This window comes from Burkholderia sp. Z1 (assembly GCF_014893795.1).
GTDB lineage: Bacteria > Pseudomonadota > Gammaproteobacteria > Burkholderiales > Burkholderiaceae > Burkholderia > Burkholderia theae.
Map to the genome: position 1 here is coordinate 3,595,976 of NZ_JACFYL010000001.1, position 20,460 is coordinate 3,616,435.

A 20,460-nucleotide genomic window follows, 5' to 3' on the forward strand; every position below is an offset into this window, starting at 1 on the left:
CCAGGAACGCTTACGTGGGCAACGCATGCGGAAAGCATGCGTGAGGCTGGCGCGCCCGTTGCCGCGCGCGTCGTATTTCCGCGTCGTCGGGCACCCGTTGCAAGGCCTTGGCACCTCATCGTTCCGCTCGGTCTCACGACACCTCGATTGAGCGGCATCGCCGTATCGACTGCGCTATCGAAAGATAGCGACTGTACGGAAAGCACATGCGACACGACATATGAAAAGTCCCAAATCAAACCCCAAACCATTAGGACAAGGACGAATCGATGAAGGTTTGTGACTGGAGGAGCGCCCCCTTCCATTGAGTGGGCAGGGAAGGAGTCAAGCGCGTGAGACATGCCAGAAAGAAATGCGCCGCCACAAAACGTGGCGGCGCGATGGTTCAAGCGATGCAGGACAGCCTGCTCGACGGATGATCAGACGCGTTGCATCGACACCGCTGACTGCACCAGCAGTTCGACGTTCCGCGCCGCATTTTCATAGACGATACTTATTTAATTTAGAGAGCAAGCACCAACGAGGTGCCTTAGACCATATGGATCGTGACCGCATGCTGCACGATCAGTTCGACATTCAACGAAGCGTTTTCGTAGACGTTGTAAGCGTATCCATCGATCGCAGTGAGCCCCTTGTTGCTCCAGGTACCCGCCTCCAGCCCCGGCATGCCCGACAGATACACCTGATCGCCCGCATCGCCCTTGACCAGCAACTGCGTATGGCCGTCCCGCATGAACAGATCCTCATGCCCCAGATTCAGCACGTCCTTCATGGTCAGTTTCAGCGTGTTGTTGCCCGTGCCGGTCAAATCGAAGACCTCGATGCCGGTGATCTTTTCCGTGATGCCACTGTTCAACGCCGCAATATCGAGAACCTGATTCTTGCCTGTCAGCTTCAGCGTATCGATGCCAGCGCTACCGTACGCACCGCTGCCGCCGTTCGCGAAATACGACAGGCTCTCAACCGTAAACGTCGTGCCGTGGCGGGCTCCGTAATAGGCGGAATCACCTACGAGATTCTGTACGGACGGGGAGTCGACGAACCCTCCGTCCCGCGGCCCGGAGAACGCGAGGTTATCCACCCATGTCGCGATCCAGTTAGGTTGGGATGTCCAGGTTTGTTCGAATTTGATCGAAGTGAACAACAAACCGTCGGGCATATCGATTTCGATGTGCTGCAGGGCTCCCTTGCTTGCGGTAATGGCTTGTGCCTTGTGGATCGCCTTGCCATTCCGGTCGTAAAAGGTCAGAACCAGATTTTCAGACGTCGTGACATCACCGACATCACAGGCAAAGTGAGTGGCGCTCAATCCATCGCGAAGGTCGAGCCGAATTTCCCCGGTAATTATCAGTGCGGTTGTCGAGGGCGGCGATGACAATACATAGCCCCCCGGGATCGCGCAATCGTTACCGCTATATAGCCCTTGTTTCCAGTAGGTTCGCCCCAGATCCTTAATTCCCGTAATGTCAAAATATTGGAACGAGGCCTTTTCCTCACTGTACAAAGATATTGATTTATAGCTGTTGAAATCCTCCTTGAATTTAAACCCATCTACTTTCTTATACTGCGACGCATTTCCTGCTGTATCGACGATGGCCGCGGCGTACGCGAGCCCGGCACCGCCAGGCACCCTCACCGCCGCCGTACCTGCGGCAATTTCAGCCGCGGTCAGCACGTGCGTGACAGTCTGGTTGTCGCATAAGACGGAAAGTTTCGAACCGGATTCGGTCAGCAATCCAATAAACTTTACCGTTATCACTCCGTCTTTCGAGGCTACTGCCGTCGGCGCCATAGCCGAAGTTTTCAACGTCACGTCCGTCGTCGCGATCTTGCCCGTGCCGCCCGCGTCATTCATCACCCGCGTCTGAATCTTCCAGTCACCGGCATGTGCGCTCGGATCGACCGCCACCCATACGCCATCCGACTTCATCGACGCGTCCACCCAGGTCTTCCCGCCGTCCGTCGACACCTGCACCTTTTCGCCTGCCGCCAACGCTGCCGTCAGATGGCCACTCAGCAAGCGCCCCGCTGTCCCGTCGTTCGTCACCCGGTCGAAATTGAAACTCCCGCTGTCGCGTCCCATCTCGTCCAGGATCGCCTGCGTGGTCGGCGTCGGCGGCGTCACCGGCCCGATCGTCACGTCGAAGCCTGCCGACGCCGCGCTCGTATTGCCCGCCGGATCCATCGCCGTCACCGTCAGCGAGTGTGTCCCGTTCGACAACCCGGACGGCAGCTTGAACGTCCACGCGCCATCGATGCCCGTTGTCGCCATGCCCAGCACCTTCATGCCGTCGTACACCGTCACCGTCGAATACGTCTCCGCACGCCCCGACAGCATCGGCTGCGTCCCTTCTGTCGCCGCTTCGATCGTCGGGCGCGACGGCGGCGTCGTGTCCACCACGATCCCGTACGACGCCGACGGCACGCTCCACCCCGCGTCGTTGCTCGCGCGAGCCGTCAGCCGATATTCGCCGTCGCTCAGCGACTGCGGCAACGCGAAGCTCCACGTGCCGTTCGCCTTCACCACCACCGTGCCGACTTCACGGCCGTCCACCAGCACGTGAATGATCGATCCGGCATCGCCACGTCCGCTTACCGTCGGCCGCGGATCGTTCGTCAGACCGCCTTTCTCGATCACGCCGGTGTACGGCGGCATGTTGTCCATTACCGTATCGATCGTCGGACGCGACGGTCGCGTCGTTGCCTTTACCGTTGCCATAACTTCTGCCTCAATAAATTTAGTTTTCCTGTATTAAATCGCCTTGCGGCCAGTGCGCCGCTCATCGCACGGCTGCAAGACGAAGATGACCGCACCCGGTTACTGCGGCACGACCTGAATCTCTACGCGCCGGTTCTGCGTGCGCCCGTCGGCCGTCGCATTCGATGCCACCGGATCGGCCGGCCCCTTGCCTTCCGACACGAATTGCCCGACCTGCAAGCCGCTGGTGCGCAGATACGTCGTGACCGCTCGCGCGCTTCCGACAAGCGACTGTTATGCAAAAGCGAGTCTGTCAAATCCGTATAGCTGCCAAGCACGAGATCGGCCTTCTTGCCGGACCAGAACCCAAACCATTTGGATAACGACGAATCGATAGGGGGTGCGACTGGAATGCGCGGCTTCGCTCGTCGAGCGTGCCAGGATGAACCGGGCAACGTAAAAATGCCGGAAAGCAAAGCGTTGCCACGAGAACATGGCGGCGCGATGGCTCAAGCGATGCAGGACTGCCTGCTCGACGGATGATCAGACGAGTTGTGTCGACACCGCTGACTGCACCAGCAGTTCGACGTTCAGCGCCGTATTTTCATAGGCGATATAGGCCATGCCGTCGACGGCCACCATCCCCTGATTCGTCCAGTTCCCGCCATCGAGATCGCTCATGCCCGCCAGTTCGACGCGATCTCCGGCGTTACCTTTCACCATCATCTGCGTATGGCCGTCGGTGCGGAACACGTCTTCATGGCCCAGTTCCAGCACGTCGCGCATCGACAGCTTCAGCGTATTGTTGCCGGTGCCCGTGATATCGATGATCTCGATCGACGACAGCTTGTCGTGACCGTTCACGCTCAGCAGCTTGGACACGTCCAGCGTCTGGCCGCTGCCCGTCAGCTTCAATGTGTCCGTACCCGCCCCGCCATGAACACCGGCGCCCACCCCGTCAAAATATCTAACGTCGGACACGCTGAAAACGTCGTCACTACTTCCACCGTGATATGCACCTGAAAGCTCAAGAACAACCTGATTTTCATGCACCGATTCCACCCCAGTCTTCCATGTTCCGCTATCGGCACCGCCAATTCCCTGATCAAAAACCATATCGAATATTGAGGTAACGTTGTAACCGGAAAATCGACCTCCAGACTTTTCGCTCGTAATATAAATCGAATCTATTTCAGATCCCTCAGGAGCGATAAAAGTATGAGTCGCTCGTTTACTCCCCGCCAAATATTCTTGGCCAATAATCTTACGGTTCTTGTCGATGTATGTAACGGAGGCAGCCTTGAGCAGTTCTTCCCCACCACCTACTGGGACATTGTAGAAATCGAAATCGACTCGACGAGAGGAAAATCCATTCAACTTGATTGAGATCCCGCCACTGAATTTGAGCGAACCGCTCCCCACGCCCCCGGTATAACTATCCCCTTCTTGCGCCTGCCCCTTTCCGTTCATGCTCGCCGTGATCTCGAGTCCGTGGTAATTCAGCTTACTGCCGACCGTTTTCAAGCTGCCCCCCGCCTCTTGGAAATCGTATTCCCGAGCCTCCCACTCAGCCCACCGCCACTCCGACGAATTCCCGCTCAGATCAATCGCGGCCGCGGAAACTTTGGTATCGCTGCTCCAACCTGTATCCAATGCTGTTCGTATATCGTTCGGAATCTTGACATCCACCGCACCAAACGCTATCTCCTCCTTTGTCAGCACATGATCGATCGTGTAATTTCCGACGATGACTTTGATCATTTCGCCCGCAACAACGCCAGTTTTCGAAATACCAACTCGTACAACACCAGTCAACACGTCAAACGTGAGACTGTCCGGCGCGTTCAATGCCGCGGTATCAAGTGTTACGTCATAAGTTTTCGACTGCCCCGTGACACCACTACTGTTGACCACCCGCGTCTGAATCGTCCAGTTTCCGGTGTGTGCACTCGAATCGACTGCCACCCACTTACCGTCCGACTTCATCGACGCGTCCACCCATGTCTTCCCGCCGTCCGTCGACACCTGCACCTTTTCGCCCGTCACCAAGGCCGCCGTCAGGTGGCCGCTCATCAAGCGCCCCGCCGTCCCGTCGTTCGTCAACCGGTCGAAATTGAAACTCCCGCTGTCGCGCCCCATCTCGTCCAGGATCGCCTGCGTGGTCGGCGTCGGCGGCGCCACCGGCCCAATCGTCACGTCGAAGCCCGCCGATCCGACGCTCGTGTTGCCTGCCGGATCCATCGCCGTCACCGTCAGCGAGTGCGTCCCGTTCGACAACCCGGACGGCAGCTTGAACGTCCACGCACCATCGATGCCCGTCGTCGTCGTCCCCAGCACCTTCGTGCCGTCGTACACCGTCACCGTCGAATACGCCTCCGCACGCCCCGACAGCGTCGGCTGCGTCCCTTCCGTCGCCGCTTCGATCGTCGGACGCGACGGCGGCGTCGTGTCCACCACGATCCCGTACGACGCCGGCGGCACGCTCCACCCCACGTCGTTGCTCGCGCGAGCCGTCAGCCGATATTCGCCGTCGCTCAGCGACTGCGGCAAAGCGAAGCTCCACGTGCCGTTCGCCTTCACCACCACCGTGCCGACTTCACGGCCGTCCACCAGCACGTGAATGATCGATCCGGCATCGCCACGTCCGCTTACCGTCGGACGCGAATCGTTCGTCAGACCGCCTTTCTCGATCACGCCGGTGTACGGCGGCATGTTGTCCATTACCGTATCGATCGTCGGACGCGACGGTCGCGTCGTTGCCTTTACCGTTGCCATAACTTCTGCCTCAAAAAAATTTAGTTTTCCTGTATGAAATCGCCTTGAAGCCAGTGCGCCGCTCGCCGCACGGCTGCAAGACGAAGAAGACCGCCCCCGGTTACTGCGGCACGACCTGGATCTCGACGCGCCGGTTCTGCGCGCGCCCGTCGGCCGTCGCATTCGATGCCACCGGATCGGCCGGCCCCTTGCCTTCCGACACGAATTGCCCGACCTGCAAGCCGCTGGTGCGCAGATACGTCGTGACCGCTCGCGCGCGCGCTTCCGACAGGCGCCGGTTATGCGAAAGCGAGCCTGTCGAATCCGTATAACCGGTGATCGTCATGCGACGAAACCCCACTCCTCGGTTCGCGTCGACGAACCGGTCGAGCTGACGGCGCGCCTCCGGTGTCAGCGTGGCGCGATCGACCTCGAAATTGGCATTGCCTTGCAGCAGTACCTGACGTTGCGCGACAGGCTCCGGACGGGGTTCGGGTGCGGGCGCCGGGCGCGGTGCCACGGGCTGCTCGACCTTTCGCGGCACCGGCTTGCCGCACATGAAGGTGAGTTCGCGCTGATCCTGCAGCGCGGCGTTTCCGCGCATGCGGTCGACGGCCTCCAACACCGTCACGCCGTTGCCGGCACACTGCCTTTCGGCTGCCGCACGGCAAGCTTTGCCGCTCGACAACAAGCCGTCGCAAGTCACGCGAAACAGGGGCTGCGACTGATTCGGCACATTGACTGCGCGAATGCTGTAGGTCGGTCCGGATTGTGTTGCGCACGCGCTCAGCAATGCGACGAGCGCGCCGGCCAAACCGGCGCGGAAGAAATGACGTTTTTGCATGATGCTGCCCCCCGCGTTCAGCGGAAAATTGAGAAGGTGGGATGAACGAGCCTCGATCGGCTTGCAGCGTTCGACGCTTGCGGGCCGGCGAGAAACGACCTCGCCGGCCCGTCGCGAACGTGGACGGAAGGCGGCCCGAAGGTCCGCCCTCCCGCGTTACCACTGGTAGGAAGCCCCCACACCGAAGGTATTGCCGCCGCTGCTCATGCCAATGCCGGCGCGCATCTTCAGGTTCTCCGTGATACGTGCTTCACCGCCGAGCGATACGGCCTGATACCCCTTGTAGGAAGCCCCGCCGATGCCGAACGAGATGTTCTTGCCCGGATCGATGCTCGGGATCATCGCCAGCGCCGTGGCGGCCGCGATACCGGAGTACGCGTTGCGCGACAGATCGTTGATCTGGCCTTGCATCCCGCCCATCGCACGGTCGAACTGCCCCTTGCTGACGGCATCCGTGGCCTTCACGCCATCTGCGACATTGACGATCCGGCGTTCGGCGCCTTCCGAACCGATCGACACCGTGTTGGCTTCGGTCGCCTTCGACCCCTGACCCAGCGCGACCGAGTTGGTCGCGTCGGCCGAGACCGTTGCGCCGTGGCCGATCGCCGTGCCGCTGTCGGCCATCACCTTCGAACCGCCGCCGACCGACGTGCCGTTGTGCTGACCGTCCGCGACCTGCGAACCGGAGCCTGCGGCGACGTTGCCGTTGCCGGTGCCCGGCTTCGCGGCGAGGATTTCAGCGCTGTTCGTGCCGCTGCCGCCCGTGCCGTCGATCAGGCCGTTGCCGGTCGTGCCCGAACCACCGCCGTTGCCAGGCGTGGTCACCGCGTTCAGGCGTTCGTCGATGTCGCTGACGCGGCCTTTCAGTTCCGAGAGCTGACCGTAGTTCACGGCGTCGTACCGAGTCGTTCCGTCCGCGACGTTCGTCAACACCACGTTCTTCGAGCCATTGCCCAGCTTCACCATCCCGAAATTCACGGTGCCGTCGCCGTCCTTCTCATACATGACCGCGCCAGCGAGCTCCACAGGCTTGGTGATGTTGTCCTGAATCTTCTGGACCCGGCCGTCGATGTTGCTCAGCGCATCGCCTACGTTACTGAAGGTTTTTTCGCCGACCTCATACTTCGGCGCGATCACCTCGCCGGTCTTTTCGTCGATCTGTGCCTTACCGCCAAGCGCACCGACCACACCGCTCAACTGACTGACGTTCACTGCGTCCGTCGCCGCGACGCCCGCCGCGACGTTGTGCAGACCGACAGGCGTGACCGACCCGAATCCGCCGAGCGTCACCGAACCGTAGTTCGTCGTGCCGTCCGTGTTCTTGTCGTACACGACCGCCGATTGCATCACGCCCTTGTCATCGACGAGGCCCGCCGAGCGCAGTTGCCGCACGTTGACCGCATCGGTTTCGTTGGTGCCGTCCGCGACGTTCTTCAGCGTCACGGGTTTGACATCGATGCTGCCGAGCGTGACGGAAGTGTGCTTCTCGTCGTCGTACTGAACCGCATTCGCGACGCCCTTGCTCAGCACCTCGATCTGCTTCGCGTTCTCCGACGTGAGGCCGTCGAGATGCTGGAAGGCATCGCCGACGTTGCCGAACGATGACTTCGAGCCGTCGAGTTCGGTGAGCTCATACTTCGGGGCCGCGATCTTGCCGGTCACCGGATCGAATTTGGCGTCACCGCCAAGGCTGTCCGCAATGCTCTGCGTAACGGCGTTCAACTGGCCCCCGTTGACGGCCTCGGTGCTGTCGACGGCGAGCGAGCCGCCTGCCACGTTGCCGATCACCGTGCCCTTCTTGCCCGCCAGCGTCACCGTTGTCTTGGCGTCGTCGTCATAGGCAACCGCGTTCGGATCCGAACCGTTTCCGGAACCGCCCTCCCGCTTTTCCAGCGCCTTGATGGCATCGCCGACCGATGCATATTCGGTGCCGTCGACCGTATAGACCGGCGCGGTGACCTTGCCGTCCGTATCGATGCCCGCACCGCCGCCGATCGCATCGGTCACGCCCTTCAACTGGGACACATTGACCGCATCCGTCGATGCCTTGCCGGCAGCGATGTTATGCAGTGCGACAGGGATATTGGCGTTCACGCCGCCGAACGTCACGGATGCGAAGTCCGTGGTCCCGTCGGCGCGGGTGTCGTAGGTCACGGCCGACAGCGACTTGCCGCCGTCGCCGATCAGGCCCGACGATTTCAGTTGCGATACGTTCACGGCGTCCATGTCCGCCGTACCCGCCTTCACATTCGACAACGTCGTGCCGTCCTGGCCGGCCAGCGCCACCGTGTCCTTCAGCGTGCTTTCGTACGTCACCGCCAGCGACTCGCCCGTCTTCGAGTCGATCACGCCGCCGTCCTTCAGCGACTGTTGGAGGCCGTCCAGGCTCTCGTTCGTCGCGAACAACTGAGCGCCCGTCACCGCATCCTTGCTCGTCTCCGTCAGGTCGCCGGCCTTCAGGTTCGTCAGCGTCGTGCCATCCTGGCCAGCCAGCGTCACCTTGTCCTTCAGGACATCGTCGTAAGCCACGCCATTCGGATCGGCCGCGCCGCCGCTTTGCGCCGCAGCGTTCAGTGCCGCCTCGACGTTGTGATAGGTCTGACCGTCGATCGTGTAGGTCGGCGCCGTGACTGAACCGTCCTTTGCAATGTCCGCGTTGCCACCGAACGCTGCCATCGCGTCCCGCAATTGACCGACATTGACCGCGTCGGTATTCACGGTGCCCTTCGCAACGTTGACGAGCTGCCGCTCCGCACCGAGCGCACCGAACGACACCGCATTCGCACGATCCGCCGTCGAGCCGGCGCCGATGGCAATGCTGCCCGGTTTCAGCACCTTCGCGTTGGCGCCAAGGGCGATTGCATTGGTCACGTCCAAGCCGACGGATGCATTCGAACCGATCGCAATACTGTTGTCGCCGCCCGCCCATACCTTCGCGCGATCGCCAACGACGACCGAACTGTTAGCTATGGCCGCAGCGCCGTTCGTGCCGACGGCCACCGAGTTTTCCCCGTTTGATCTCACCTTCGAGCCGATCCCGATGGCCCCTACGCCGTTCGTCGTGACCATGCTGCCGATGGCAACCGAATACTCGTGATCCACCCCCGTCTGAGCGAAGCTGCCGATGGCGACGGCATTGTCCGACTGGGCGACGCTCTGCAAACCGACCGCGACGGTATCAAGGCCGGCCGCCGTGCTCGAAATGCCGATGGCCGCGGCCGTTCCCGATTTCGGGTCCTTGCCGTTGATCGATGCCATGTTCGGCGAACGGCCGTCCGCGGCCAACCCTTCGACCGCGATGAAACTCCCCGGCGGCGACGTCACGTCACGCGTCTGAGACAGGGTGCGGAGGCTGCGCTGCTGCTCAGCCACCGATGCGTTGATCTGATCCAGCGCGGCATAAAGCTGCGAGCCGTTCACGGCATCGGTGCTGGATGCATCGACTTGACCCGCCTTCACGTGAACGATCCGACGCTCCTCGCCTACACGACCGACCGCTACCGTATTGGCCTCGTCCGCCACCGAGTTGACGCCGATCGCCACCGAGTTCTTGCCGGTTGCCCGCGAGCCCGATCCCAACGCCATCGCATATTGACCCGCCGCGTTGGCCGACGCGCCGATGGCTACGGCCTGGTCACCCATGGCGCGTGCCGCGATCCCGTCCGACTTGACCTTGATGTACTTGAGGTCGATTGCGCCGTTGACGAGCTTGTCTTCAAGATTGGACAGCCCATCGGTCAACTGATCGACGTTGACGGCATCGGTTCCGAGCACCCCCGTTGCCACGTTCGACAACATGACCGTCTTCTCGGATTTCCCGCCGCCCAACGTCACCGAGCCGTAATTCGGCGTGCCATCGATGTTCTTGTCGTACGTCACCGCGGCGTGCGCGTTGCCGTCCTCGCCGATCAGGCCCGACGACTTCAGTTGCGACACGTTCACCGCATCCTTGTCCGCCTTGCCGGCCTTCACGTTCGACAGCGTCGTACCGCCAAGCCCTGCCAGCGTCGCCGACTTGTAGTTCGGCGTGCCGTCGATGTTCTTGTCGTACGTCACTGCGGCACGCGCCTTCCCGTCCTCGCCGATCAGGCCCGACGACTTCAGTTGCGATACGTTTACCGCGTCCTTGTCCGCCTTGCCGTCGGCCACGTTTGACAGTGTCGTACCGCCGAGGCCTGCCAGCGTCGCCGACTTGTAGTTCGGCGTGCCGTCCGCGTTCTTGTCGTACGTCACTGCGGCCAGCGCCTTGCCATCCTCGCCGATCAGGCCCGACGATTTCAGTTGCGACACGTTCACCGCGTCCTTGTCCGCCTTGCCGTCGGCCACGTTCGACAGTGTCGTGCCGCCAAGCCCTGCCAGCGTCGCCGACTTGTAGTTCGGCGTGCCATCGGTGTTCTTGTCGTACGTCACCGCGGCCAGCGCCTTGCCGTCCTCGCCGATCAGGCCCGACGACTTCAGTTGCGACACATTCACCGCATCCTTGTCCGCCTTGCCGGCCTTCACGTTCGACAGCGTGGTGCCGCTCTCGCCAGCCAACGTTGCCTTGCCGTAGTTGGGCGTGCCGTCCGCATCCTTGTCGTACGTCATTGCGGCCAATGCGTTGCCGTCCTCGCCGATCAGGCCCGACGACTTCAGTTGCGACACGTTCACCGCATCCTTGTCCGCCTTGCCGGCCTTTACGTTCGACAGCGTGGTGCCACCTTCGCCGGCCAGCGTCGCCGACTTGTAGTTCGGCGTGCCGTCCGCGTTCTTGTCGTACGTCACTGCGGCCAGTGCCTTGCCTTCCTCGTCGATCAGGCCGGTCGACTTCAGCTGCGACACGTTCACCGCATCCTTGTCCGCCTTGCCGTCAGCCACGTTCGACAGTGTCGTACCGCCGAGGCCTGCCAGCGTCGCCGATTTGTAGTTCGGCGTGCCGTCCGCGTTCTTGTCGTACGTCACTGCGGCCAGTGCCTTGCCGTCCTCGTCGATCAGGCCGGTCGACTTCAGCTGCGATACGTTCACCGCATCCTTGTCCGCCTTACCGTCAGCCACGTTCGACAGTGTCGTACCGCCGAGGCCTGCCAGCGTCGCCGACTTGTAGTTCGGCGTGCCGTCCGCGTTCTTGTCGTACGTCACTGCAGCGCGCGACTTGCCATCCTCGCCAACCAGACCCGAGGACTTCAGCTGCGACACGTTCACCGCATCCTTGTCCGACACGCCCGCCTTCACGTTCGACAGGATCGTGCCGCTCTCGCCGGCCAGCGTCGCCTTGCCGTAGTTCGGCGTGCCATCCGCGTTCTTGTCGTACGTCACTGCGGCGCGTGCCTTGCCATCCTCGCCAACCAGACCCGAGGACTTCAGCTGCGACACGTTCACCGCGTCCTTGTCCGACACGCCCGCCTTCACGTTTGACAGGATCGTGCCGCTCTCGCCGGCCAGCGTCGCCTTGCCGTAGTTCGGCGTGCCATCCGCGTTCTTGTCGTACGTCACTGCGGCGCGTGCCTTGCCATCCTCGCCAACCAGACCCGAAGACTTCAGCTGCGATACGTTCACCGCGTCCTTGTCCGCCTTGCCGTCGGCCACGTTCGACAGCATCGTGCCGCTCTCGCCGGCCAGCGTCGCCTTGCCGTAATTCGGTGTGCCGTCTGCGTTCTTGTCGTACGTCACCGCGGCGCGCGCCTTGCCGTCCTCGCCAATCAGGCCCGACGACTTCAGTTGCGACACGTTCACCGCGTCCTGGTCCGACACACCCGCCTTCACGTTCGACAGGATCGTGCCGTTCTCGCCTGCCAGCGTCGCCTTGCTCTTCGATACATCGTCGTAAGACAAGGACAGCGGATTCATGCCGCCTTCAACGTCGCGAATCGCCTCTGTCAGTTGGTCAACGTTCACCGCGTCCGCACCATCGGTGCCCTTCGCGATATTCGACAGCTTCACCGGATCTGCGGATTTGCCATTCCCGAACGTCACCGAGCCGTAGTCCGGTGTGCCATCGGTCTTCTTGTCGTACGTCACCGCGGCTACCGACTTGCCGTCCTCGCCGATCAGGCCCGAGGACTTCAGTTGCGATACGTTCACCGCGTCCTTGTCCGCCACGCCTGCCTTCACGTTCGACAGCGTCGTGCCACCCTCGCCGGCCAGCGTCGCCTTGCCGTAATTCGCCGTGCCATCCGCGTTCTTGTCGTACGTCACTGCGGCGCGCGTATGGCCGTCGCCGTCCACCAGGCCCGCGTCCTTGAACTCGTTCTTGATGTTCGTGATTTCGGTCGTGTTGCCCGCTACCCGGCCGTCAAGGTTCTCCAGCGCATCGCCAACCGTGTGGTAATCGACCTGCTTCGAGCCGTCCACCGGATCGGACAGGCTGTACGTCGGCGCCGTCAGCTTGCCGTTCTCGTCAACCGACGAGCCGCCGCCCAATGCATCCGCCACGCTCTGCGCCGTGCCGTGCAACTGCGCGCCGTTGACCGCGTCCTTGCTGTCCGCGCTCACCTTGCCCGCCTTCACGTTCGACAACGTCGTGCCGTTCTCGCCGACCAGCGTCGCCTTGCCGTAGTTCGCCGTGCCGTCCGTGTTCTTGTCGTACGTCACTGCGGCCACCGACTTGCCGTCCTCGCCGATCAGGCCCGACGACTTCAGTTGCGATACGTTCACCGCGTCCTTGTCCGACACGCCCGCCTTCACGTTCGACAGGATCGTGCCACCCTCGCCAGCCAGCGTCGCCTTGCCGTAGTTCGCCGTGCCGTCCGCGTTCTTGTCGTACGTCACCGCGGCACGCGTATGGCCGTCGCCGTCCACCAGACCCGCGTCCTTGAACTCATTCTTGATGTTCGTGATCTCGGTCATGTTGCCCGCTACCCGACCGTCAAGGTTCTCCAGCGCATCGCCGACCGTGTGGTATTCGATCTGCTTCGAGCCGTCCACCGGATCGGACAGGCTGTACGTCGGCGCCGTCAGCTTGCCGTTCTCGTCCACCGACGAGCCGCCGCCCAACGCGTCCGCCACGCTCTGCGCCGTGCCGTGCAACTGCGCGCCGTTGATCGCGTCCTTGCTGTCCGCACTCACCGCGCCCGCCTTCACGTTCGACAGCGTGGTGCCGTTCTCACCTGCCAGCGTCGCCTTGCTCTTCGATACATCGTCGTAAGACAAGGACAGCGGATTCATGCCGCCCTCAACGTTGCGAATCGCCTCGGTCAGTTGATCGACGTTCACCGCGTCCGCACCGTCGGTGCCCTTCGCGATATTCGACAGCTTCACCGGATCGGCGGATTTGCCATTCCCGAACGTCACCGAGCCGTAGTCCGGTGTGCCATCGGTCTTCTTGTCGTACGTCACCGCGGCCAGCGCCTTGCCGTCCTCGCCGATCAAACCCGACGACTTCAGTTGCGATACGTTCACCGCGTCCTTGTCCGACACGCCCGCCTTCACGTTCGACAGGATCGTGCCGTTCTCGCCGGCCAGCGTCGCCTTGCCGTAATTCGCCGTGCCGTCCGCGTTCTTGTCGTACGTCACTACGGCGCGCGCCTTGCCATCCTCGCCAACCAGACCCGACGACTTCAGTTGCGACACGTTCACCGCATCCTTGTCCGCCACGCCTGCCTTCACGTTCGACAGCGTCGTACCGCCCTCGCCGGCCAGCGTCGCCTTGCCGTAGTCCGGCGTGCCATCGGCCTTCTTGTCGTACGTCACCGCGGCGCGCGCCTTGCCATCCTCGCCAACCAGACCCGACGACTTCAGTTGCGATACGTTCACCGCGTCCTTGTCCGCCTTGCCGTCGGCCACGTTCGACAGCGTCGTGCCACCCTCGCCGGCCAGCGTCGCCTTACCGTAGTTCGCCGTGCCGTCCGCGTTCTTGTCGTACGTCACCGCGGCTCGAGTATGGCCATCGCCATCCACCAGGCCCGCGTCCTTGAACTCGTTCCTGATGTTCGTGATCTCTGTCGTGTTGCCTGCCACCCGGCCGTCAAGGTTCTCCAATGCGTCGCCGACGTTGTGATACGCAATTTCCTTCGTACCGTCCGCTGGATCCGCGAGGCTGTATGTCGGCGCCGTCGACTTGCCGTTCTCGTCCACCGACGAGCCGCCGCCCAACGCGTCCGCCACGCTCTGCGTCGTGCCGTGCAACTGCGCGCCATTGACCGCGTCCTTGCTGTCCGCGCTCACCTTGCCCGCCTTCACGTTCGACAGCGTCGTGCCGCCCTCGCCGGCCAGCGTCGCCGACTTGTAGTTCGCCGTGCCGTCCGCATTCTTGTCGTACGTCACCGCCGCGCGCGCTTTGCCATCACCGCCGATCAGACCCGACGACTTCAGTTGCGATACGTTCACCGCATCCATGTCCGCCACGCCGGCCTTCACGTTCGACAGCGTCGTGCCACCCTCGCCGGCCAGCTTCACCGACTTGAAGTCTGGCGTACCGTCGGCGTTCTTGCCGTACGTCACCGCCGCGCGCGTATCACCGTCGCCATCCACCAGCCCTGTGTTCGTGAACTGATTCTTGATGTTCGTGATTTCGGTCGTGTTGCCCGCCACCCGGCCGTCAAGGTTCTCCAGCGCATCGCCGACCGTGTGGTATTCGGTCTGCTTCGATTCGTCCTCGGGATCGGCCAGGCTGTAAGTCGGCGCCGTCAGTTCGCCGTTCTCGTCCACCGACGAGCCGCCGCCCAATGCGTCCGCCACGCTCTGCGCCGTGCCGTGCAACTGCGCGCCGTTGACCGCGTCCTTGCTGTCCGCGCTCACCTTGCCCGCCTTCACGTTCGACAGCGTCGTGCCGTTCTCGCCAGCCAGCGTCACCTTGTCCTTTTTCTCGCCGTCGTAAGCCACGGCATTCGGATCCGTCCCGCCCGAGGACTCGGACATCGCCGCCAGCGCATCGCCGACATTGTTGTACGTCTTGTCGCCGACCGTATACGACGGGGCCGTTACCGCACCGTCCGTCCCGATGGCCGAGCCGCCGCCGAGCGCATCCGTTACGCCCTTCAACTGGCTCAGGTTCACTGCGTCGGTACTCTGCGTTCCCTTGGCGACATTGACGATCTGCCGCTGTGCCTTGCCCGACCCGACGGAAACCGCGGTGCCACGATTCGCAACGGACCCGGAACCGAGTGCCACGCCACCCGCCCCCGCTGCCGTTACGCTCGTGTTGGCACCCAGCGCAAGAGCGTCCGTGACGTTCAGTGCAACGTTCGCGCTCTTGCCCACCGCAATGCTGTTGACGGCACCGGCCGCCGCTTTCGCCGCGCTGCCGATCGCCACGGAATTGTCGCCAATCGCGCTGACGAAATTGTTCCCGACAGCCACCGAGTTTTCGCCGTTCGACCTCACTTCCGCGCCGATACCGATCGCTTTCGTTCCATTCGTCGTCACCATGGTGCCGATGGCAACCGAATAGGGTTGATCGACCCCGGTTTGCGCCATGCTGCCGATGGCGACGGAGTGGTCGGACTGCGCGACCGACTGCAAACCGACTGCAATCGCATTGACGCCGGCCGCGGCCGACGACACGCCGATGGCGGCCGCGGTACCCGACGTCGGATCCCTGCCGTTCATCGACGCGATCGACGGCAGACTGCCGTCGTCACCCATGCCCTCGACCGCGACGAAGCTGCCCGGCTTCGAGATGGTGTCGCGCGTCATGCCCCCCTTCGGCACCGCCCGGGTCACCCCTTCCTGCACCCATTCCCGAACCTGCGAGCCGGCGGTCTGGAACGCGTCGTGCAACTGCTTCATGTTGACCGCGTCGTTATCGTCCACGCCGTCGCCGAGATTCACGATTCGGCGCTCCGCACCGCTGCTCCCCACCGACACGGTATTCGCCTGGGTCGCAACCGAATTGATGCCGATGGCGACCGAGCTGGTGCCCGACGCCCGCGCGCCGGAGCCGATTGCCAGCGTATCCCTGTTCGTCGCACTTGCCGACGAACCGATCGCCACGCTGTTCGGCCCCAGCGCATTCGCCTGAATCCCCTTCGCATTGACCTTGATGTACTTCATGTCGAGCGAACCGTCTTTGAGGCTGTCCGTAATTTCGGTCTTGACGTCGCTCAGGCCGTTCTGGAGTTGCGCCACATTGACGGCGTCCGTGTCCGCCACGCCCGTCGCGACATTCTTCAGCGAAACCGCTTTCGATGCCCCCGTGCCGCCCAGCGTCACGCTCGATTTGTTCGTCCCGTCGTAGTGCACGGCGCTCGCGTCCTCACCGCCGCCGGCGCCGCCTGTCGCGGCCGCAGCCTGAATCGCATCGCCGACGTTGTCGTAGGTCTTGTCGCCAATCTTGTATGCCGGCTTCGACACGGTGCCGTCCGTGTTGACGGCCGATTCGCCGCCGAGTGCGGACGCGATGCTCGACGACACACCGTACAACTGGCCGCCGTTCACGGCGTCCTTGCTGGTCGACGCGATCTTGCCCGCCTTCACGTTCGTGATGGCCGTACCGCCCGTGCCGCCCAGCGCGACCGTGCCCTTCGTCGCGCTGTCGTAGACGACCGCAAGCGACTCGCCGGTCGACGAATCGATCAGGCCGCTATCGGTCAGCGATTTCTCGATGTCGGTCACGCGGCCGTTGGTCGCGAACAGTTGTGCGCCGTTGACGGCGTCCGTGCTTTTTGCCGACAGCGCCGCCGCGCGTACGTTGGTCAGCTTGACCGCGGCCGCATCGGCACCGCCGAGCGTCACGGAATTCTGTGCATCGGAATCGTACTGCACCGCGTTTTCAGTTCCGCCGCCCGACGAGGAGGCTGCCTGCAACGCATCACCGACGTTGTCGTATGTCTTGCTGCCGATCGTATAGGTCGGCTTCTTGACGTTGCCGTTCGTGTCGATGGTGGCGCTGCCGCCCAATACCTCGGCCACGCCCTTGAGCTGCGCGACGTTGACGGCATCGGTCGACTGCGTGCCGCGCCCGACGTTCACGACCTGGCGCTCGAACCCGGCGCTGCCCACCGATACCGTCTGATCCCGATCGGACTCGGAATACGAGCCGAGCGCAATGGAATCGGCGCCGCGCGCCGCCGCGCTTTGACCGATCGCGATCGCGTTTTCCGCCGATGCGGCAGCCTGAGAACCAAGCGCCATCGTGCCTTGCCGCGTCGCCATCGAGGAATCGCCGATCGCCAGCGCGGATTCCGCGCTCGCCTTCGCCTTCCGGCCCAGCGCGTAAGCACCCCAGCCCGTCGCCTGCGCGTCGTTGCCGAGCGCGATCGACGACTTGCCGCTCGCATTCGCGCCGCCGCCCACGGCCACCGCCCCCAGGTCGCCGAGCGCCGAAGCGTTGGCGCCGAGCGCGACGTTATTGCCCGAGGCCGTCGCCGCGTCGCCGATCGCCACCGCGCCGCCGAGGCCCGCCGCAGACGGGCGGGTACTCGCGTTGGCGCCGATCGCGATCGACCTCTCGCCCTGCGCGAGCGCGTTGTCCGAACCGTCGCCCTTCGCATCGATCTTCACGTATGCGGCGTTGTCGGGCACGACCATCCGGGTGGCCGGCACGCTCCGCTTGGCGCTCGTCCAGTCGGCCCGCAGCCCTTCGGCGAGTTGCGCGGAATCGCCGGCCATCGCGTCCGCCGCGCCGCTTTCCTCCGCGTAGGCGGACCCCATCGAAACGACGACGAACGCAGCGGCAGCCGCGGCCTTCGACGACTTGGCGGACCCCGACGATTTCGAGCGCCCGCGTGCAATTTCCGATGCCGCGCACCAGGTGCTGGTCGAGGCGTTCCACACGACACGATACGACTTGTTCATATGAACATTTTCCTTTGGTAAAACGCTTCACGATGCGTATCGAGCTGGTACGGTCATATCGACACGACGACTACGCGAGAGCGGTGACAAGTAGCTCCATGCCTACTGCTTTCGAGGAAAAAAGCGCGGCGCTCGCATTCCGGGAAATCGGCGCCCAGGAGGCGGGGCGCCGTGCCGAAAAGCCGTGAAATCACGCGCTTCAACCGAATACTGAAAGCTGGATGAAACTCTATTAACAGCCATCCGTCCCAAAAATAGGACGATTACCAAATAGGAATAATTGCATCTGGAACAAGTACTAATTGTTTTTAAGATTTAATGATTGTTAAGAAATTTATAAAATTACCTTCATCAAGACATTAGAGAATTAATTCAATATTGTGGATATTAAAAATCGCGGCGATGCGTGGTTTCGCCTGAACGTGTCCTGCATGCCCTCGCACCCGATGCGTCGCGGCCATCGGGATTGCGCGCTCGCCCCCCGGGAAAAATCCGCTATACTTTGCCGACATGTCGCCCCCTTGGCGGCATGTCGGAAGCGCGCCGATTTGCTGACTCGATTGCGGGCGCGCGAACCGGCCGGGGCCTCGTCCCGGCGGGTTCACTACAAATGCGGCTAAAGAGGTCGTCAGCCGCGCACCTCCGACTCCGCGCATCGCCGACACCATTTAGCTGCCCAGTCATAAGGCGGAACGAATGGAATCGATCGGCATCGTCGCTCCACAGACCATGCACTTCGCCGAACCGCTACGCTTGCAAAGCGGCAGCGTGATCGGCAACTATCAGCTCGTCGTCGAGACGTACGGCGAGCTCAACGCCGCGCGCTCGAACGCGGTGCTCGTCTGCCACGCGCTCAACGCGTCGCACCACGTCGCCGGCGTGTACGCGGACGATCCGCGCAGCACCGGCTGGTGGGACAACATGGTCGGCCCCGGCAAGCCGCTCGACACCAACCGCTTCTTCGTGATCGGCGTGAACAACCTCGGCTCGTGTTTCGGCTCGACCGGCCCGATGAGCATCGATCCGTCGACCGGCAAGCCGTACGGCGCGCGCTACCCGGTCGTCACCGTCGAGGACTGGGTGCACGCGCAGGCGCGCGTCGCCGACGCGTTCGGCATCGAGCGCTTCGCCGCGGTGATGGGCGGCAGCCTCGGCGGGATGCAGGCGCTCGCGTGGAGCCTGATGTATCCGGAGCGCGTCGCGCACTGCATCGACATCGCGTCGACGCCGAAGCTGTCCGCGCAGAACATCGCGTTCAACGAGGTCGCGCGCTCGGCGATCCTGTCCGATCCCGACTTTCACGGCGGCGACTACTACGCGCACGACGTGAAACCGAAGCGCGGCCTGCGCGTCGCGCGGATGATCGGCCACATTACGTATTTGTCCGACGACGACATGGCCGAGAAATTCGGCCGTGCGCTGCGCCGCGCGGACGGCGCGCTCGACGCGTACAACTTCAGCTTCGACGTCGAATTCGAGGTCGAGTCGTACCTGCGCTACCAGGGCGACAAGTTCGCCGACTACTTCGACGCGAACACGTACCTGCTGATCACGCGCGCGCTCGACTACTTCGACCCGGCGAAGGCGTTCGACGGCAACCTGACGGCCGCGCTCGCGCAAACGCAGGCGAAATACCTGATCGCGAGCTTCTCGACCGACTGGCGTTTCGCGCCGGCGCGTTCGCGCGAGATCGTGAAGGCGCTGCTCGACAACAAGCGCACGGTCAGCTACGCGGAAATCGATGCGCCGCACGGCCACGACGCATTCCTGCTCGACGACGCGCGTTATCACAACCTGATCCGCGCGTATTACGAACGAATCGCCACGGAGGTGGGTGCATGAACCAGCAAGCGCTGAATTCCCTGTCCGCGCGCGCGGACTTCCGCACGATCGCGCGCTGGGTCGAGCCGCGCTCGACCGTGCTCGACCTCGGCTGCGGCGACGGCTCGCTGCTCGCGCTGCTGATGGAGGAGCTGGACGTCACCGGCTACGGCATCGAGCTGAACGACGCGGGCGTGCTCGCCAGCGCGAAGAACGGCATCAACGTGATCCAGCAGAATCTCGAGGACGGCCTGCGCCTGTTCGAGGACCACAGCTTCGACATCGCGATCCTGTCGCAAACGCTGCAGACGATCCACCAGACCGCCGCGATCCTGCGCGAAACGGCGCGCGTCGGCCGCGAGTGCATCGTGTCGTTCCCGAACTTCGGCTACTGGTCGCACCGGCTGTCGGTGCTGCACGGTCGCATGCCCGTGTCGAAATCGCTGCCGTACCAGTGGCACAACACGCCGAACGTCCGGGTGCTGACGATCAAGGATTTCGAGGCGCTCGCGCCCGAAGTCGGCGTCACGATCCTCGATCGCGTCGTGCTGCACGAAGGCCAGCCGATTCGATGGGGAGCGAACTGGCGTGGTAGTCTTGCTGTCTACCGTGTCAAGCGCAGCTGAGCCGG

At 63.0% G+C, this 20,460-nt stretch carries 7 protein-coding genes; 3 read left to right on the forward strand and 4 right to left on the reverse strand.

Annotated features, from left to right (window positions below; translation table 11 throughout):
• Positions 1–529 precede the first annotated feature (529 nt).
• Positions 530–2,665 (reverse strand): Ig-like domain-containing protein, encoded by a 2,136-nt coding sequence (locus tag H3H55_RS16730; RefSeq protein ID WP_193099385.1) that lies wholly within the window; start codon positions 2,663–2,665, stop codon positions 530–532.
• A gap of 384 nt (positions 2,666–3,049) precedes the next feature.
• Between H3H55_RS16730 and H3H55_RS16735 the strand changes: the two genes are divergently transcribed.
• A complete protein-coding gene (locus tag H3H55_RS16735) occupies positions 3,050–3,241 on the forward strand; it encodes a hypothetical protein (protein ID WP_193099386.1) in 192 nt (63 codons plus the stop codon).
• Here the strand turns inward: H3H55_RS16735 and H3H55_RS16740 are convergent, their stop codons facing one another.
• From H3H55_RS16740 to H3H55_RS16750, 3 genes are all read right to left on the reverse strand, one after another.
• Positions 3,242–5,419, reverse strand: coding sequence for an Ig-like domain-containing protein (locus H3H55_RS16740; protein WP_193099387.1), 2,178 nt, complete (start codon positions 5,417–5,419; stop codon positions 3,242–3,244).
• Between the two features lie 154 nt (positions 5,420–5,573).
• The gene (locus tag H3H55_RS16745; RefSeq protein ID WP_193099388.1) at positions 5,574–6,296 is read right to left on the reverse strand and encodes an OmpA family protein; all 723 of its coding nucleotides are present in this window, start codon (positions 6,294–6,296) and stop codon (positions 5,574–5,576) included.
• A gap of 156 nt (positions 6,297–6,452) precedes the next feature.
• Positions 6,453–18,008, reverse strand: coding sequence for a YadA-like family protein (locus H3H55_RS16750; RefSeq protein WP_193099389.1), 11,556 nt, complete (start codon positions 18,006–18,008; stop codon positions 6,453–6,455).
• A gap of 696 nt (positions 18,009–18,704) precedes the next feature.
• Between H3H55_RS16750 and metX the strand changes: the two genes are divergently transcribed.
• Positions 18,705–19,850 carry a homoserine O-succinyltransferase MetX gene (gene metX / locus H3H55_RS16755; protein WP_129513241.1) on the forward strand — a complete coding sequence of 382 codons (1,146 nt, stop codon included), beginning with the start codon at positions 18,705–18,707 and terminating at the stop codon, positions 19,848–19,850.
• A complete protein-coding gene (gene metW, locus H3H55_RS16760; protein WP_021156285.1) occupies positions 19,847–20,455 on the forward strand; it encodes a methionine biosynthesis protein MetW in 609 nt (202 codons plus the stop codon). The genes metX and metW overlap by 4 nt, the downstream gene beginning before the upstream one ends.
• Positions 20,456–20,460 lie beyond the last annotated feature (5 nt).

What these genes read in the sequence shown, in the direction of transcription:
- H3H55_RS16730 (WP_193099385.1), bottom strand. Translation starts at nt 2,665, where the DNA reads ATGGACAACATGCCGCCGTACACCGGCGTGATCGAGAAAGGCGGTCTG.
- H3H55_RS16740 (WP_193099387.1), bottom strand. Translation starts at nt 5,419, where the DNA reads ATGGACAACATGCCGCCGTACACCGGCGTGATCGAGAAAGGCGGTCTG.
- H3H55_RS16745 (WP_193099388.1), bottom strand. Translation starts at nt 6,296, where the DNA reads ATGCAAAAACGTCATTTCTTCCGCGCCGGTTTGGCCGGCGCGCTCGTC.
- H3H55_RS16750 (WP_193099389.1), bottom strand. Translation starts at nt 18,008, where the DNA reads ATGAACAAGTCGTATCGTGTCGTGTGGAACGCCTCGACCAGCACCTGG.
- metX (WP_129513241.1), top strand. Translation starts at nt 18,705, where the DNA reads ATGGAATCGATCGGCATCGTCGCTCCACAGACCATGCACTTCGCCGAA.
- metW (WP_021156285.1), top strand. Translation starts at nt 19,847, where the DNA reads ATGAACCAGCAAGCGCTGAATTCCCTGTCCGCGCGCGCGGACTTCCGC.